Below are 17,504 nucleotides of genomic sequence, written 5' to 3'. Positions count from 1 at the left end.
ACAACATTTAAGGATGGTTTTTCAGCCAGTTACGTATGAATAAGCGGTATAGTAACCAGCGGGTGTTTTGGAACCACAGAAGGCTCCAGAGTTCATGCGTTTAATTGAGCGTTATATTATCTCTGAAATATGCCGTCCATTAATGGTCATGGTGGGAATTCTCACCTTTATCTTTGCCAGCTATTCCTCGGAGCGTTATCTGGCTGAGGCGGCAAATGGCACGTTGGCACTGAGTGTCGTTCTGGATATCGTCTATTACAAGGTACTTATTGCGCTCGAAGTGCTTGTCCCTGTAGCGCTTTATGTCGCGGTCGTCCTGAGCCTGGGACGTTTGTACCACGATACGGAAATGACGGCTATTGCTGCATCAGGTGTCAGCCCGCTGCGCCTGTATAAAGCCATCCTGTTGATTGCGCTGCCCGTTGCGATCGCCGTTGCCTGTCTTTCCCTCTATGGCCGACCCTGGGCATATGACAACGCCTATCGACTTGAACAGCAGTCCAGAACGGATCTGGACGTCAATCATTTGCAGGCCGAACGCTTCAACGTCAATGAAGACAATGGCCGGATGATCCTGGCAAAACACATCGAGCCTGACTCAGGCGCGTTAAAGGATGTGCTGATCTATGACAGCGGCGCAGAAAGAGCCCACCTTTTCAGGGCCCGCCAAGCATTGATTACAGACCCTAATCCGGAAGACCCTGTTCTGTCCTTAGAACAGGGTACTGCCTACTCATTGGAGCGCAAGGGCAGCCGGGACCAGACCATGCTTTTCAAGAATATGACCCTGCACCTGGCGCCGGTTGCACAAACAGCCGAGTATCGCCGCAAGGCCGCACCCAGCAGTGCCCTCGCAACTTCGTCAGCCTTATCTGATCAAGCAGAGCTGCAATGGCGCCAGACCCGAGGCATCACCACCCTACTGTTGGCACTTTTTGCCATACCACTTAGCTATACCGCTCCCCGCAAGGGCCGTTTTGCGAGAATGCTACCGGTCACGGCGGCATTTGCTCTGGTTTTCTATGCCAGCGACATTTGCCGGAGCATGGTTGGCAATGGCTCGTTGCCCCTCTTTCCCGGCATGTGGCTGATCCCTATTCTCATGATGCTGGCGCTGTTTGTCGCCATCCGGCGGGACGTAGGCAAGAAGCGGATCCGCACGGCATGAAGATCATTGATAAATACCTGTTGCAGTCCCTCTTCATGGGCTTCATAGCTGCTGCCGCATTGTTACTGCCACTGTTCAGTACCCTGGACCTTGTCGGGGAGCTTGATGATATTGGCGGAGATTACCGGCTTGTCCAGGCCATTGAGGTAGTCGCCATGACGCTGCCTCGACGCATGGTAGAACTCGGCCCCTTCATTGCCTTGCTGGGCGGTATCGCTGCACTAGGGCAGCTGGCTCTGACGCAAGAGCTCAACACGCTGCGTGCTGCTGGCATCTCTGCTGCTCGTATCGGACTGAGTACCGTGTTAGCCGGCGCGCTGCTTGCGGTAGCACTGGCGGCAGTCGATGAGTTTGCTGCCTCGCCTCTTCAGCAAAGCGCTATTCAGCTACGTGCACATGCCATTGCCTCAGTCGAAGGGAACGGCAAGGATGGCAGCATCTGGGGGCGTAAGGACCAGCAGTTCGTTCGTGTAGGCGGGCTGCGCCTGGGACGGATTCCTACCCATATCGAAGTGTTCACCTTTGACGGCAACCAGATACTCACGGAATATCTGTTCGCTAACTATGCCGACATTCAGCCCAAGGGGATATGGCAGCTGCATGATGTGACGGTAAAGCGCTGGGTCGATGGTGACGAGACGGTCGAGCACATGGATCAGATGATTTGGCAATCAGTGCTGCCTGAAACACGCCTGCAGGAGGTTGCGCTTCCGGCGTACAGTCTTTCCTCCCGGCAGCTTTACCACTACATCGAATTCCTGAAGGGCACCGCGCAACCAGCGGCCCAGTATGAAGTGGCCTTATGGGAAAAGCTTGGAACACCTTTGCTGACCCTGGCCATGATACTGCTGGCCGTGCCTTTTTCATTTAGCCAGGTACGCTCCACCGGGCTGGGCGGCAAGCTGGCCCTTGGCGCAGTGACGGGGCTGCTGGTTTATCTGACTAATCAGATTATTGTAAACCTCGGCATTCTGTTCGGACTTGTTCCTGTTCTGGTGGGAACCGTTCCGGCGCTGTTAATGCTGGTATTCTCGATGAGCCTGATTTTTCGGTTCGACAGAAAACGATAAGGCGGTACGAAAGGCTGCCAAACAGGCTGCGGCCCTCGTCAGACAGGGCTCGCAAGGCTTAATAATTTAAATAACACATCCATTGCGTGGACTAAGGCAGAACTTATGACGATACAGGTCCATCTGGTAGGCCGTTGCGAGGTGATCTTGTGGGGCCTGACCTCACGGGAGCGGCTGCGAAGAATCCTGAAAAAATTTCCCAAGGCGCATCTGGCCAGCCCCGGCGAAGCGCTTCCTGCTGAAGGTGATGTTCTGCTGCTGCGCGAGGATTACCTTTACGATGACCGGGTATTGAGAGGATTGCTGGATACCCAAGACGTTGCCTTGCAGGACCCTCGGGATGGCGCGGTTGTCGCGGCCCGACTCTCCGCCTCGCGCTTGTCTGGCGTGGCCGACCTGAATGCACCTGCTGTCGCTCAGCTACGTCCTGCGCAACCTGACACCGTAGCCTCCGGCCTACAGACCCAGCTGCGCAAGTTCGATCAGCCTTGGGTAGCAAGAATCACCCAAAGCAACCGCCAGCATCTGGAAAAGTCCTTGTTCAATGGTGCGTACAAGGGTGTAACGGACTTTATCACCCGCGGCGTCTGGCCTGTGCCAGCACGCTGGGTAACTCACCTGTGTGTTCATCTGGGCCTGAGCCCCAACCACGTCACGACCGCCAGTTATGTGCTGGCCATCCTGGCCGGTTGGTGGTTCTGGAACGGGCAGTTCGGCCTGGGGCTGATCGCAGGCTGGATCATGACCTTTCTCGACACCGTGGACGGCAAACTTGCCCGCGTAACGGTAACCTCGACCCGCTTTGGCAATATTTTCGACCACGCCCTCGACATTGTGCATCCCCCGCTCTGGTATATCGCCTGGGGTATGGGGCTTGCTGCAACCTGGAGCTACAGCCTGCCGCTTTCTTTAGTGTTCTGGGCCATCTTTATTGGCTATGTAGCAGGACGCCTGTGCGAAGGCTCGTTCAAGTTTGCCGCCCCTTTTTCAATGTTCCTCTGGAAACCCTTCGACTCGCTGAACCGACTGGTTACGGCCCGTCGCAATCCCAACCTCTTGCTGCTCACGCTGGCATGGGCTGCTGGGGCCAGTGATATGGGCCTGCTACTGGTGGCAGCCTGGACAGTTATTTCGACGCTTGTTCTGGCGTGGCGCGTCATATGGGCCATTACGTTGCGGCGACGCGGTGCAGAATTGCAGCCGTGGTTAAGCCAGATCGATCTCAAAGCTGAAGGGCATCGTCCGGTGGTTCGGCTGTTTGCTCCCCGCTCCGGGCTAGCCGATGCCTGAATACGAACTTCCCGTACCGAAACGGATCGGGATACTCATGAATCCATTGAGCGGTCGTGTTCGTCGACGTCTGCAGCCTTTACGTGCATCAATTGCCACCCTGCCTGGTGTCATGTTGCATGAGGCTTCAGAACCAGCGGATATTACCCGCGCGCTGCTTCAATGGCAGGGAAACTCACCAGAACTTGTGGTTGTAATCGGTGGCGACGGCACGTTACAAGCCGTCCTGACGGCTCTGCTGCAAACGTCTTCCACGCCCTTACCTGCCTTGTTGGTAATTGCCGGTGGCACCACAAACATGAGTGCCGCCGACCTGGGCACACGGGCGAAACCTGAGGCCGTACTGAAGGCCTTGCGCGCCTGGCTGGAGGGCCAGGGAGCGGCGCCGCGCCAGGTGGAGCGGGCCGCGCTAAAAGTCGTGGGCGACGAGACGAACGGGCCACAGTACGGAATGTTTTTCGGCACGGGAGCGATTCTGAGCGGTGTCCGGTATTTTCATCAGCATGTTCGCCCAACGGGTGTACGCGGTGCGCTAGGCCCTGCCCTGGCCTTTATCCGTATGCTGCTGTCGCTGCTGCGCAGCAAACCCCATCCACTTCTCCCAGCCACACCCGCGTCACTGAGAACCGATACGCATGACTGGAGTAGCAGCTGGCTTCTGGTACTCGCGTCAACGCTCGATAATCTGTTGATCGGCTGCCGCCCGTATTGGGGCACCGAAGCGGCTCCTATGCATTTCACAGCCGTCGAGCATCAGCCGCGACGGCTGATGCGCGTCCTACCGTTCCTGCTGTGCGGTCGCGGCAAATCGGTCGCGCATGAGCGGGACGGCTATATCAGTCGTAACCTCAGTACGCTCAGTCTTGAGGGCAGCTCACATTTTCTTCTGGACGGCGAACAGTTCGAGGCTACTTGCCCGATTCGTCTTTCAACCACCGCTCCCCTGCGCTTTCTAACTTACTGAGGCCGGCCATGCCAGATCTTGCCCCGCTCCCCCGTCCTTCACCGGCATTGCTTGAGGTGATCGCCAGGCAAAGCGGGCAACCGGTACGCCAGGAACTCGATTGCCTGTGTGAAGCGGTCCAGAGAAGGTTTGGCGCGTCCGTTGTTGGCGTACTGTTTTATGGCTCCTGCCTGCGAAGTGGCAATCCGGCCGAAGGCATCGTTGACCTGTATGCCGTTGTCGATAGTTACGCAGAGGTACATGCCAATGCGCTGCTTAGGGCCGCTAATGCATGGCTACCGCCTAATGTCTTCATGCTTCAAGCCCGAACGCCAGAAGGAGAAGTGCTGCAAACCAAATGCGCTGTGCTCTCGCTGAAGGATCTGGAGCGCGGCACTGCCCGCTGGTTCCAGAGCTATCTATGGGGCCGGTTTGCGCAGCCGTCTCGCCTGGTGTACTGCCGGGACGACACGATACGGCAGCGTATTTATCAGGCACTGGGCTACGCCGTCTTGAGGTTAGTGGAACAAACACTGCCCTCGATGCCGGAACGCTTTAGCAGTGAACAGTTATGGCAAACGGGCCTTGCCTTGAGCTACGGTACTGAACTGCGTCCAGAAGCCGCAAGCCGGCCTGCCGAGCTGGTTCATTATGATAAAACCTACTACCGTCAGTTAACGGCAGCCGTTGTCAGTGACTTTTCCGGCATGCATCGAATAGCGTCTGAAGAGAATCTTTATTCGCATATGCCTTCCCGCGAGCGCTTGCAGCAAAGCCGACAGATGTGGAGCACCCGGCGGCGTCAGGGACGAATGCTGAATATTCTTCGGCTGATGAAGTCTGTTTTCACATTCGAGAATGGAGTGGATTACATCGCCTGGAAGCTGGAACGGCATATGGGCCGGCCAATCGAGGTAACGCCTCGGCTGCGCCGCTACCCGCTGATCTTCGGTTGGCCGTTGCTGTGGCGGTTATTGAGGGAACGTCGTTTACGCTAAATCGAACGCAAGCGGAGCGCTCTTCGTTTGCATCAGGAACCATGCGGCACTGCCTACGAGGTGAAGAGTGGAAAAGACCCAGGACAACGCCACGCTGTCTACTCAGAAACGTAAACGCAAAAAGCACCGCCCCAGTGTGGCGATCGGTCTATGGATCATCAAGCGCCTAGAAAAAGCGATCAAGCACTACTCTAAGGTAGAAACGACACCCTTTATCGATGCCGGCCAGTTTGCCTGGGTGCCTGAATTGGAAACCCATTGGGAAACGATTCGTGCCGAGCTGAACGAAGTCCTGCAAAACAAGCACAAGATTCCTAATTTTCAGGACATCTCCAAGGACCAGAAAAACATCACCCAGGATGATCGCTGGAAAACCTTCTTCCTGTACGGATACGGCTACAAGATGGATGGCAACTGCCTGCGCTGCCCGGAGACTACTCGCATCATCGAGTCCATCCCAGGCATGTTCACGGCGTTCTTTTCCATTCTGGAGCCTGGAAAGCACATCCCATTGCACCGCGGTCCCTACAACGGACTGCTCCGGGCTCACCTAGGGCTAGTCGTCCCCGAGCCGAAAGAAAAGTGCCGTATTGAGGTGGGCGGCGAGACCCGGCACTGGGAAACCGGTAAGTGCATGATCTTTGACGACACCTACCGGCATCAGGTCTGGAACGAGACCGATGGTGTTCGCGTAGTACTGTTCCTGGACATTCAACGACCCCTGGCTTGGCCGGGCTCGCTGCTTAATCGGATCATCCTCCGATTGATTCGCTGGTCACCCTTCATTCAGGATGCGCGGCGCAACCATCGCGCCTGGGAACGTGGTTTGGAGCCGTAACGATAGAATAACGGCTCGGCGTTTCCTGGCGTCGAGCCGCCACTCAAACGTAGTTATTCATCCAGCAATTTCTGAGCATCGTCCCACGCAGCAAGATTGCGACGTGCTTCCTGAACGAATGGGCTCCGCTTTACTGCACCTAAAAACAGGTCGCCCAAGAGCCGTCCCGGGAGGCGCAATGGCCGTTTGAACTGGATTAGTAGCACGACCCGCGTCTGATCGGTTTCATTCCAGACCTCATGGGGATAGGTGTCATCGAACACGATACATTTGCCATCATCCCAATGGACCATTTCATCCCCTACCTGAATGCGGCAGTTTTCACGTGGAGTAGGCGTCAGCAGTCCCAAGTGACACGTCATGATGCGCTTGGTCACTCCGGTATGCCGCGGAATGTGCGCACCCGGCGTCAGGATAGAAAAGAAAGCACTGTTCAGACCAGGCACTACAGACAAGGCCTCGGTGGTCTTTGGGCAACGCAGGCAGTTTTCTTCGATCTTGTAGCCATACCCCCACAGAAAATAGGAGCGCCAGCTATTACCCTCGGCGATCCTGCGGTGATCAGGCGAAATATCGCGAAGCGCAGGAATTGAATCCATGCCCTTCAAGAGCTGTTGTACCTCCTGTCGTATACCCTCCCAATGCTGTTCCAGCGAGGCCGTCCAGGGAAACAGCTGCTTATCGAATACAGGCGGATCGCCGACCAGAGAATTTTTGGCCAGATAGCTGTTAAGCGCGGGCCGCAGCTTTTTACCGGTCCGGTAGAGGGCGCTGCGTTTGACTTTTGTTTTAGCGGCAACAGGAGGTGCGGCGTTGGTCATTGTACGTGTGTCCTGACGGTATTCGATGCGGCCCAGCGGACCGCCTGCATGTATGCCTAGATGCGATTTGCCGACAAGGCCCGCTCGCCTGTAATCACAGCCCGTACGGCCTCGATAGCACGCTGGCGCGAGGTAGCCATAAGCGCTGGCGACAGACCTGGCACTTGATCAAGTCCCTGCGGCAAAGGCAAAAGCCCCAGCGCTACATGAACTTCCTCGATTCTTCGCTCACGCTTGATGAGTCCTTCCTCTACAAGACTGTCGTAGAGTCGTCCGGTCTTGTTCTGCTGCCGGGGCGTGCCACGGCTACCTGCCACCCGGTCAATCACGCCCAGCTTGCGTTCAAGCGCATGATGCACACGTGCCTTGAAATGGCGCCGTACCGGTAATGGGAAAACTGCAACCGGTTTGCCGGTCAGGGCAGCCTCCGTCAGCATCGAGACACTTTCGCCGGTCACGATGAAGGCATCGGCCAACGCCAGCAATGCCCGGTAGGGATTATCGCTACCCTTTTCAAAACGGTAACACCAGTGCGGCGTCTCGATGGCCTCTAATAGCGACTGGGTAACCGGCTCTGCGGTACGGGGGCTTGTAGAAATCAGAAGCGATCCCCCCTTGGCCCCGACAGCAGCGCTGGCCTGGGCACCCAGTGCTCGCCCTGCGGCCTTGTCCAGTTCGTAAGGAATACTGCTTCCCCCTACCAACATGGCGACCCAGGGCCGCGGCAGATGCGCAAAACGCTCTTTCCAGACCGCCAGCTCTTGGTCAGACGGTATCTGATTCTGGATAAAGGGCACAGGTAAATCCACTACGTTGTCCCGCAGTGGCAGGCTGTATTGAGGTGTGGTCAGGACCAGATCAAAGCTGGATAACGGTGCGCGTGGGCGCCCAACGACTACCAGACGGCTCCGCCCTTCGGAACGGCGCTGGATCCAGTGCGCCACCGGGGCTGTACGCCGGCCCGAACTCAAGACAAGATCCGGCCAGGGCGCGGCAAGACCCGGCGCGGACTGAGCCATCTTGCCCTGCAACAAGGCACCCGGCACATACTTGGCCGGCTTGAACCGCGTTTCCTTGCATTCATATGGCCAGCCAAGCGACTCGGCAATGGCAACCAGCTGTGCATTATCGCCCGCATGTTGGCCCAGCAGTACCCACACCTTGGGCAGCGCCTCTGCCCGTCGGGAACGTAACGGGAAGTCCGCCAGATAACGCTGCAAAGTGCCGTTACCGTCTTCGCAGTCAAGCTGCCAGCAACGATCTGGATAGCGCTGGGACACACGGCGCAGCAGTGCCCGCCATCCCTTGATTGAGCTGATGAGTGACTCATCCGTCCCCAGTCCTGCCCGGATGTAGACAAAACTACGACTAAGTCTGAACAGCCGGTCCACGAGCCAGGGCACATCTTCCGGTGGCAGATGCTCAAGACCACTGACCGCCAAAAGGTCATGGCTGGGCAGGTCTGGTTGGCGCAATTGCTCGAAGCGGTAGTGAGTCGTAGCCAGTGAGTCCTTATGAACATCGGTCCAGTGCCCTACGAAGGCGATATCGTTGCCACTCAGTGCGCTTGCAAAGGACAAGACATCCGATGGCAGAGACGCAGGAGGCGACGCCAGCGTCTGACAGGCTGCGTTGAAGCCCGAGCTCGGACTCGCCATGGTGTAAGGCTCGTAACCTTTAGCATTGGCCGCCTGCTCAAGGCTCAGGAAATACTCGGCATACGGGTTGATCTGATAGGAGTATTGCTCAGGTGTTGGCCGCCAGGGCTGCAAGTGCAGTGTGGTGTAGTGCAGCAATCTGGAACGGCCATGCTCATACTCAAGGTCACGCGCATGCCAGACGGGGTCGAGCTGTCCCCATAGGCCGGGCTTCTCGGCAGCCTGGGCGTGCAAAGCCTTCTTGCTTTCACAACGTGCCTTTTCAAAATTCCAGACCTCGATCATGCGCTCGCAATCGATCAAGGCGACGGCCGTGTCGTTTGGGGTTAACGCCAGATAACCATGCTCACCCATAGGTTGATCAAAGAGGTCCGCCGGATCAGCCGTATAGATCTGATCCACATCGTTATAAATGGCGCGCCCGTGACGTCCGGCCAGATCCGGAATGGCAAATCGATAATTCGTAAACCCGGTACGCCAGCGGCTTTCATCGAAGCCCGGCAGACGGGTCATGCGGTAGACCTCGTAACGCCGGTTAGGACTGCGTACCTGTTCCAACGAATACACGAAGATCCGCTCGGCGCGGTATTGTGCTGGCTCGGTTCCCAGGAAAATGCGTACAGCTGGCCGCTCGGGCGCCCCTGCCCTTGCTTCCAGCACAATCGGCACAATATTCGGAACCGCCATAGGCGCATGGGCTGCCTGACTACCGGATGTTCCGGCCGAAGCGGTGGAGGGAGACACTCGTTTTTTTTCCGAACGGGGCAGTTTCCACTTACGTATAGCGCGCGGCGCTTTCCAAGCGAAGAAAGTCATGCGTCCTCTTATGCTTCGATCTGAGGCAGAACAGCTGTACAACCTGCCTTGGTTGCTAACGGAAGAACTATAGTTCCCCTGTTCGGGTTGAACAGGTTTCTGCATACATTAAAAACTCATGGCTGGCCCTTTGTTGTCACTGCTTTTTCTATACTGCCAGCCCGTGAAGCCAACCCGCGTTCTATCAGCGATTCGTGTTGCAGACAACCGCTTTTGCGCGTTTGCGCGTAGCGCTGGCATGTACCTTGAACATCCGGTCAGGTTTATCACGCTCACTCTATAAGAGGCTATTCCATCCCATGCTGAAAAAATCCCTCGCAAGCGCGCTAGGACTGGCAGGTCTGCTGGGCGGGCTTACCGCAGCGCCCCAGGTATCTGCAGCGGAAAAACCCATTGCGCCCAAAGTCATGCTAATCGCTATGTTTGGCCCGGAAGCCAAGACTTGGATCGAGCAACTCAAGCTCGATAGGAAGGTGCCGGTCGAAGGGCTGTCTGCCGAGTATCCGGATGTGCTCTGTAATGAGGCGCAGGTGTGTCTGATGACGACCGCAATGGGGCACACCAATGCCGCGGCCTCGACCATGGCATTGGCCTTCTCGCCCAAGTTCGATCTGCGCAAGACCTATTTTCTGGTCGCTGGTATTGCAGGAATCAACCCACACGAGGGCACCATTGGCACTACGGCATGGGCGCACTATCTCGTGGACTTCGGCATCCAATGGGAGCTGGACGCTCGAGAAGCTCCGGCTGACTGGAAAGGTGGCTACCTGGGTATCAATACGCGTCATCCCACTCAAAAGCCTCCTCTGGACTACAAGACCGAAGTGTTCGAGGTTAACCAGAAGCTGATGGAAAAGGCTTATGCCCTTTCCAAGGACGTCAAGCTCATCGAAAGCCCCGAGTCTACTGCGTGGCGCAAGAAGTACAACTATGCGCCCGCCAACCAGCCTCCTGTGGTTACCCGCTGTGACACCGTCGCCGGCGATACCTGGTTCTCCGGTACGCTGCTCTCCCAGCGCGCCGAAGAATGGACGCGTACGCTGACGGATGGAAAAGGCCGTTACTGCACTACGCAGCAAGAAGACAACGCCACTTACGAGGCGCTGCTACGGGCCAGCCGTACGGGCCGTGTCGATATCCAGCGCCTGGCCGTAGTGCGTGGCGGCTCTGACTTCGATCGCCCTTACGAGGGTTATTCAGATGTTGAAAACCTGATCGATTACGCCAAGCAAGGCGGCTTTGAACCTGCCTTGGAAAACCTGTTCCGTACAGGCAATCCTCTGGTACAGGACATCGTTAAGAACTGGATTACCTGGGAAAAAGGCGTTCCCTCCTCCTGATTAATGAAAACAGGACCGGGCATAGATGTTCGGTCCTGTCAGTCATCCTAGCCGCACCGTTAACGTGCAGTGTCGCCCGTAAACGGACCATTCCCGTAACCATTCCAGAAATCGGTTCGCATAGAGACTGAACCAATGCCAGATCATCCCCTACTCCCTGCCTCAACACCTTTGTACCAAAAGCCTGACACGCCTGTAGTCATAGCCTAAGCGCCCGGTCATAACCGTTTCGCCAGTATGAACCAATCGCTATTGGCATCTCGCTTGCAAAACTGCCTGTAACTGTTGCGCCCTACTATCAAGCATATACGAGGCGCACAGACAGACATTCATGTTGGCCTGAGAGAGCGTGATGCAAACGTGCAAAACGGAAACTCCTATCGATCAATCAGCCCGGATGGCACTCGATGCCCTTCGCCAGCTGGTGGCACAGCATTCGGCATTTCCGGAACGACCTCTGCCTCCGGAGCGTGATCTGGCTGCTGGCTTTGGCGTTAGCCGTCGCTCGGTTCGCCGCGCCCTTTCAGTGCTTGAAGCAGAAGGACAGGTGTGGCGCCGCCAGGGCAAAGGCACCTTTGTAGGCCCAACCCCACCCAGTGCGTCCCTGAGCTTTACCAAGCTGTCCAGCCGAACCAACTTCATCGAAATCATGGAGGCCCGCCTTTACCTGGAACCTGCTCTTGCCTCACTGGCTGCCATTCGCGCCAGCGGCGAGCAGATGGCAATGCTGCGGAGGCTCGCTGAACGTACCGGCCAACAACTCAATGCCCAGACGCCCGATGCAGAAGCACTGGAACTCTGGGACAGTGCCTTTCATAGAGGCATTGCGGAAGCCGCTGGCAACCGACTGATGCTGGATATCTTCGAAATGTTCGATGCCATTCGCCTGGACTCTGTTTGGCGCGACCTGCGCCAGCGTGCCCGCAACACTGACCGCATGCATGCGTATAGCCATGATCACGACGACATTGTGTCCGCGATCGAACAGCGTGACCCCGGCAAGGCGGCGATGGCCATGCGTGGCCATTTGCGTGCGTTGCAACAGGCGCTCGATACCGTTATCCATCACGATCTGGTGAACAGTTTATGAGCGAATCCCCATGCTCTGTATTGAGTATCCGTAACCTGACCGTTCGCTTCAAAGGTGCAGCGGCCAATGTGGTGGATGGCTTGTCATTCGACATTGCGCCGGGTCGAACCCTGGCCATTGTTGGTGAGTCCGGCTGCGGCAAGAGCGTAACATCCATGGCGCTGATGGGGCTTCTACCGGATAGCGCCCAAGTGCATGCCGATACTTCGACCTTCCTTGGTGAACCTTTGCTGGCAATGACTGAGCAGCGTCGCCTGGATATACGCGGTAACCGCCTGGCAATGATCTTTCAGGAACCCATGACGTCACTCAATCCGGCATTCACCATAGGTGATCAGATCACCGAGAGCGTCGTGCGTCACCAAAACCTGTCTCCCCAACAAGCCCGCCGCCGGGCATTGGAGATGCTGGAAAAAGTCCGTATACCCGCAGCGGCTCAACGGCTGGAGGCTTTTCCCCACGAATTGTCAGGTGGTATGCGCCAGCGGGCCATGATTGCCATGGCGCTTGCTAACGACCCAGCCCTCATCATTGCCGATGAACCAACCACTGCACTGGATGTAACCATTCAGGCGCAGATTCTTTCCCTGATCGCAAACCTGCAAGCCGAAACCGGAACAGCCATGATGCTGATTACCCATGATTTGGGCGTCGTTGCAGAAGTAGCTGACGATGTAGCGGTCATGTATGCGGGCCAGGTTGTCGAAAGCGGTCCCGTTACTGCGCTGTTCGATGACCCTCAGCACCCCTATACCATTGGCCTGATGGGCTCGATGCCCTCGATGGGCCCGCGTGAAGATCGCTTGGCCACCATTGCCGGCCGTGTTCCCACGCCTGCAGAAATGCCCAGTGGCTGCCGCTTTGCCAGCCGCTGCCCTTTTGTGATTCAGGCGTGCCGCGCAGATCGTCCCCCGCTACGCGAGATCACACCAGGGCATCTGGCAGCATGCATTCGTACACCGCTGGAGCAGCACTTGGGAGTTAGCGCATGAAAACGCCCGAACGCCCTATTCTTGAAGGCCTTCATCTGACCAAACACTTCACGTCATCTACAGGCTTTCTGCAACGCAAGAAGGCTCCTGTTCAAGCCGTCACGGATGTTTCCCTGTCGATCAGACGAGGCGAGACATTAGCCTTGGTAGGCGAGTCGGGCTCCGGCAAGTCAACCCTGGGGCGATTGCTGCTCAACCTGCTGGCGCCTACCGCTGGCGATGTCATCTACGAAGGCAGAAACCTGGGAAACCTGCCTGCGGATAAGCTCCGGCAGGCAAGGCGGGAATTGCAGATCATCTTTCAGGACCCCTTTGCCTCACTCAACCCCCGGATGACAGTGGCCTCTATCATTGGCGAACCCATCTGGCTGCACACCGATAGCCACCGCGCAGATCGCGCAGCACGAGTAGCAGAACTCTTGCATACCGTGGGCCTGGCCCCTGAACATGCCAACCGTTATCCCCATGAGTTTTCCGGTGGGCAACGCCAGCGTATCGGTATTGCTCGTGCCTTGGCCTCCAATCCACGCTTGATCCTAGGGGATGAACCGGTTTCGGCATTGGATGTGTCGGTCCAGGCGCAGGTCGTCAATTTGCTGGAAGACCTCAAGCATCAGTTTGGGCTGACACTGCTTATCGTCGCCCATGGACTGGCCGTGATCCGCCATATGAGCGACAGAGTCGCCGTGATGTATCTCGGGGAGATCGTGGAGCTGGCCGAGGTCGATACACTGTTCGAAACGCCACTTCACCCGTATACACAAGCGCTGATGGCCGCTGTGCCTGTCAGCCACCCCGGTCTGCGACGGGCTCGCCCCGTATTGGGTGGGGATATGCCAAGCCCGGCCAATCCACCGCCCGGTTGCCGTTTTCACACGCGCTGCCCCCATGCCCGCCCCCTCTGCAGAGAGGCAAAACCTGTTTTTGAATCTGTCGAAGGGGCGCGTCAGGTTGCCTGCCATTTCTGGCGCGAAGTTGCGAATGCCGGTGCAGGAAATTTGATTGTGCCAGCTCCCAGCCCCGCCTTCTCCCAACGCCTTCATCTATTCAAAAGCCATCAGCCCCTTGCCCTGGAGAGCCAGCCTTGAATCCTGTACGCCTGTTGACTGGAGCCTTGTTATTGACGATCGGCACTACGGCATTTGCCGAAACCATCCTGCGCATCGGCATCCAGGACGACCCGGATGTTCTGGATCCGCACCGTTCACGAACCTATTCGGGACGTCTGGTATACACCGCCCTGTGCGACAAACTGGTGGATGTTGCGCCGGACCTAACCTTTGTACCGCAACTGGCCACAGGCTGGAGCTGGAGCGACGACAACCTAACCCTAACCATGACGTTACGTGAAGGTGTGACCTTTCATGATGGCGAAGCCTTTGATGCCGCCGCGGTCAAATTTAATCTGGACCGAGCTCGTACCTTGCCCGATTCACTGCGCAAGAGCGAACTGGCCTCTATCGAACACGTGGATGTAATCGATTCCAAGACCGTAGCGATCAAGGTGAAGCAACCGGATGCTACCCTAATTGCCCAGCTTTCCGACCGGGCCGGCATGATGCTTGCCCCCAACGCCTCACAAGGCGATGTCGGGTCCAAACCTGTCTGCTCCGGACCCTATAAATTCGTGCAGCGCGTACAGCAGGATCGCATCGTGCTGGAGCGCTTCGATCATTACTGGAACAAGCAGGCCTATCACTTTGATAAAGTGATTTTCCTGCCCATACCTGATACGTCGGTTCGTCTCGCAAACTTGCGCTCTGGAGACCTGGACATCGTCGAACGTGTTGCTCCCACGGACATCAAGGCGGTCAAGGATGACCGGAATCTTACGGTCTACAACACGCCCGGCCTGGGGTATATGCAACTGATGGTCAATGTCGCCAATGGTGACAAAGCCAAAAATCCGTTGGGACGTGACAAGCGTGTCCGCAAGGCCTTCGAGCTGGCAATGGACCGGGACGCTATCAACCAGGTGGTATTCGAAGGGCTCTACGCGCCGGGCAATCAACCCTTTCCACAAAGTAGCCCCTATTTCGATAAGGAGCTACCACTCCCCTCGCGAGACATTGCCAAGAGCCAGGCGCTGCTGGCGGAAGCAGGCGTGAAGCTCCCGGTAAACGTTGAGCTCAAGGTTGGCAATACACCTGTCTCTCAGCAGGTAGGCCAAATTATCCAGGCGATGACGTCCGAAGCAGGCTTCAACGTCAATCTGGTCGCCACTGAGTACGCGACGCTTCTTAACGAGCAGCAATCCGGAAACTTCCAGGTAGGTATGAGCGCCTGGTCCGGTCGTCCTGATCCAGATGGCAACCTCCATCAGTTCGTGACCTGCAAGGGAAACCAGAACGATGGCCATTACTGCAATCCAAAGCTGGATGAGCTGCTTAATAAGGCACGTACTGTCAATGACCAGGCCCAGCGTCAGGATCTGTACCGCCAGGCGATGACCATCGTGGCGGACGAAGCGCCGAACATTTACCTCTACTTCGAGCCTCGACTGATTGTGGCGAATCGCAAGGTGACAGGGTATGTCTCCAACCCGGACGGACTGATCCGCCTGGCCAACGTGTCATTCGCGCAATGATCGATACGGCCCGCTGCAGTAAACCGCACGGGCCGGTAATCCACGAGGGTTATGCATGCTGACGTTCATCCTTCGCCGCCTGTTCAGTGCCATCCCAACACTGATTCTGGTCTCGCTCTTTGTCTTCACGCTGCAAAAACTGCTGCCCGGCGATCCGGTGCTGGCCATGGCTGGGGAGGAGCGCGACCCTGCTGTCATCGAATACTTAAGAGACAAGTATCGTCTTAACGATCCCGTACCGGTTCAATACCTGAACTGGGTGGGCAATGTCTTGAAAGGTGATTTCGGTACTTCCTTGCGCACCGAGCAACCGGTGACCGCGCTTATCGTCTCGAAACTGCCAGTCACCCTGGAATTGTCGGTTTTCGCCTTGCTGATTGCGCTGTTGATAGGTATCCCCACCGGTATTCTCTCGGCGGTGCGTAAAGGGAGCGCGGTAGATTACAGTGCGAACATCGTTGCCCTTTCTGGCATCTCCATTCCGCACTTCTGGCTGGGGATACTGCTCATCATGGTGTTTGCGGTAAAGCTGCGCTGGCTGCCTGCCTCCGGTTTCGTACCGTTCAGTGAAAACCCGCTGCAAAACCTTAAAACCTTGTTGTTACCGGCCTTCGTGTTGGGTGCAGGTCTTTCCGGAACCCTGATGCGTCATACCCGCAGCGCCATGCTTGAAGTGCTGCGCTCAGACTATGTGCGGACAGCGCGCGCGAAAGGGCTGTTTCCCAGAACAGTCATTCTCAAGCACGCCTTTCGTAACGCGCTGATGCCCATCGTGACGCTGACTACACTGCTGTTCGGCGAACTGCTTGGGGGCGCAGTCCTGACTGAGCAGGTGTTCAGTATTCCCGGCTTCGGCAAGATGATCGTCGATGCCGTTTTCAACCGGGACTATGCCGTGGTGCAAGGGGTAGTGCTGTGCGTAGCCATTGGATTCGTGTTGATGAATCTGCTGGCCGATGTGCTCTATCGCCTGATCAACCCGCGCCTGAGGACTGCCGCATGAATGCCATTGCCACCCCTCTTCTCCCTGTCATACAGCCTCGTCTACAGTCTCGTTTCCTAGCAAAGTTTTTGAAGAACAAGGGTGCTGTTATCGGTGCAACTATCCTCTTGTTATTTGTCCTGGCAGCTGTTCTGGCACCCTGGATTGCGCCCCATGATCCACTCAAGGCGAACTTTCTGGCCGTTCGCAAGGCACCTTCGGCCCTGTATTGGCTAGGCACGGATGAGCTGGGCCGCGACCTGTTCTCACGCCTGCTCTGGGGTGCGCGCAGCTCGTTGCTGGCGGGTGGAGTATCGGTCGCCATCGCCATGGCCATCGGTGTTCCGCTAGGTCTTATAGCTGGCTATTTTGGGGGCGCGCTGGATGCCCTTATTTCCCGGATCATGGAAGCACTGCTGTCTTGTCCGTTTCTGGTGCTGGCTATCGCGCTGGGGGCATTTCTTGGCCCTAGCCTGACTAATGCCATGATCGCCATTGGCCTGTCTGCCATGCCTATCTTTGCGCGCCTGACGCGCGGACAGGTCCTTTCGATTAAACATGAGGACTACCTGGAAGGTGCCCGCGCCATTGGCCTGCCGGATCGCTGGATCATTCTGCGCTATGTGTTACCGAATGTCCTTTCGCCGCTGGTAGTCCAGGCAACCCTGACCATTGCCTCAGCCATTCTCGCAGAAGCGAGTCTGTCGTTCCTGGGCCTTGGCCAGCAACCGCCAGCGCCCTCCTGGGGCTCCATGCTCAACACAGCCAAGAATTTCATGGAACAGGCGCCCTGGATGTCTATTGCTCCAGGCGTGGCCATCTATATCACGGTGCTGTGCTTCAACCTGCTGGGCGACGGCTTGCGCGATGCGCTGGATCCCAAAGACTAACCGTCAGACAAGAAGAGAGTG

The 17,504-nt window shown here is 56.9% G+C and carries 15 protein-coding genes; 13 read left to right on the top strand and 2 right to left on the bottom strand.

Going from position 1 to position 17,504, the window contains the following annotated elements; all coding sequences use genetic code 11:
• Window positions 1-94 precede the first annotated feature (94 nt).
• The 6 genes from lptF (at window position 95) to QWJ10_RS15120 (ending at window position 6,307) form a co-directional block, all read left to right on the top strand.
• A complete protein-coding gene (lptF, locus tag QWJ10_RS15145) occupies window positions 95-1,168 on the top strand; it encodes an LPS export ABC transporter permease LptF (protein ID WP_289927659.1) in 1,074 nt (357 codons plus the stop codon).
• Window positions 1,165-2,238 (top strand): LPS export ABC transporter permease LptG, encoded by a 1,074-nt coding sequence (gene lptG / locus QWJ10_RS15140; protein WP_019367194.1) that lies wholly within the window; start codon window positions 1,165-1,167, stop codon window positions 2,236-2,238. Before lptF ends, lptG begins: the two co-directional genes overlap by 4 nt.
• Window positions 2,239-2,343: 105 nt before the next feature.
• Window positions 2,344-3,528, top strand: a complete 1,185-nt coding sequence (locus QWJ10_RS15135; protein WP_289927656.1) for a CDP-alcohol phosphatidyltransferase family protein — start codon at window positions 2,344-2,346, stop codon at window positions 3,526-3,528.
• A gap of 37 nt (window positions 3,529-3,565) precedes the next feature.
• Window positions 3,566-4,492 carry a diacylglycerol kinase family protein gene (locus QWJ10_RS15130; RefSeq protein ID WP_258019785.1) on the top strand — a complete coding sequence of 309 codons (927 nt, stop codon included), beginning with the start codon at window positions 3,566-3,568 and terminating at the stop codon, window positions 4,490-4,492.
• Between the two features lie 8 nt (window positions 4,493-4,500).
• Window positions 4,501-5,469 (top strand): hypothetical protein, encoded by a 969-nt coding sequence (locus QWJ10_RS15125; protein ID WP_019367197.1) that lies wholly within the window; start codon window positions 4,501-4,503, stop codon window positions 5,467-5,469.
• Window positions 5,470-5,536: 67 nt separating this feature from the next.
• Window positions 5,537-6,307 (top strand): aspartyl/asparaginyl beta-hydroxylase domain-containing protein, encoded by a 771-nt coding sequence (locus QWJ10_RS15120; protein ID WP_010798123.1) that lies wholly within the window; start codon window positions 5,537-5,539, stop codon window positions 6,305-6,307.
• A gap of 53 nt (window positions 6,308-6,360) precedes the next feature.
• Here QWJ10_RS15120 and QWJ10_RS15115 read toward each other — a convergent pair whose 3' ends face one another.
• A complete protein-coding gene (locus QWJ10_RS15115) occupies window positions 6,361-7,128 on the bottom strand; it encodes an aspartyl/asparaginyl beta-hydroxylase domain-containing protein (RefSeq protein WP_219652070.1) in 768 nt (255 codons plus the stop codon).
• A gap of 56 nt (window positions 7,129-7,184) precedes the next feature.
• Entirely contained in the window at window positions 7,185-9,602 is a 2,418-nt protein-coding gene (locus QWJ10_RS15110) for an ELM1/GtrOC1 family putative glycosyltransferase (RefSeq protein WP_289927647.1), read from the bottom strand.
• A 299-nt stretch (window positions 9,603-9,901) separates the two neighbouring features.
• Here QWJ10_RS15110 and QWJ10_RS15105 point away from each other — a divergent pair, with 299 nt between their 5' ends.
• The 7 genes from QWJ10_RS15105 to QWJ10_RS15075 all read left to right on the top strand — a co-directional run bounded on the left by QWJ10_RS15105 (window position 9,902) and on the right by QWJ10_RS15075 (window position 17,483).
• Window positions 9,902-10,942 carry a purine nucleoside permease gene (locus QWJ10_RS15105; protein ID WP_289927646.1) on the top strand — a complete coding sequence of 347 codons (1,041 nt, stop codon included), beginning with the start codon at window positions 9,902-9,904 and terminating at the stop codon, window positions 10,940-10,942.
• A 352-nt stretch (window positions 10,943-11,294) separates the two neighbouring features.
• Window positions 11,295-12,032: an FCD domain-containing protein gene (locus QWJ10_RS15100; protein ID WP_019367201.1), complete on the top strand. Its 738-nt coding sequence runs from the start codon at window positions 11,295-11,297 to the stop codon at window positions 12,030-12,032.
• Window positions 12,029-13,024, top strand: a complete 996-nt coding sequence (locus QWJ10_RS15095; protein WP_289927643.1) for an ABC transporter ATP-binding protein — start codon at window positions 12,029-12,031, stop codon at window positions 13,022-13,024. Before QWJ10_RS15100 ends, QWJ10_RS15095 begins: the two co-directional genes overlap by 4 nt.
• Window positions 13,021-14,112, top strand: a complete 1,092-nt coding sequence (locus QWJ10_RS15090; RefSeq protein WP_289927640.1) for an oligopeptide/dipeptide ABC transporter ATP-binding protein — start codon at window positions 13,021-13,023, stop codon at window positions 14,110-14,112. Before QWJ10_RS15095 ends, QWJ10_RS15090 begins: the two co-directional genes overlap by 4 nt.
• Window positions 14,109-15,611 carry an ABC transporter substrate-binding protein gene (locus tag QWJ10_RS15085; RefSeq protein WP_289927638.1) on the top strand — a complete coding sequence of 501 codons (1,503 nt, stop codon included), beginning with the start codon at window positions 14,109-14,111 and terminating at the stop codon, window positions 15,609-15,611. Before QWJ10_RS15090 ends, QWJ10_RS15085 begins: the two co-directional genes overlap by 4 nt.
• Before the next feature lie 55 nt (window positions 15,612-15,666).
• Window positions 15,667-16,614, top strand: a complete 948-nt coding sequence (locus QWJ10_RS15080; RefSeq protein ID WP_197870346.1) for an ABC transporter permease — start codon at window positions 15,667-15,669, stop codon at window positions 16,612-16,614.
• Window positions 16,611-17,483: an ABC transporter permease gene (locus tag QWJ10_RS15075; protein WP_289927636.1), complete on the top strand. Its 873-nt coding sequence runs from the start codon at window positions 16,611-16,613 to the stop codon at window positions 17,481-17,483. Before QWJ10_RS15080 ends, QWJ10_RS15075 begins: the two co-directional genes overlap by 4 nt.
• The last annotated feature ends 21 nt before the right edge of the window (window positions 17,484-17,504 follow it).

Origin of the sequence: Pseudomonas sp. WAC2 (assembly GCF_030403525.1) — a bacterium.
Classification (GTDB): domain Bacteria; phylum Pseudomonadota; class Gammaproteobacteria; order Pseudomonadales; family Pseudomonadaceae; genus Chryseomonas; species Chryseomonas luteola.
The sequence above is the reverse complement of the archived record's forward strand: the minus strand, read 5'-3'. Positions and strand labels throughout refer to the sequence as shown.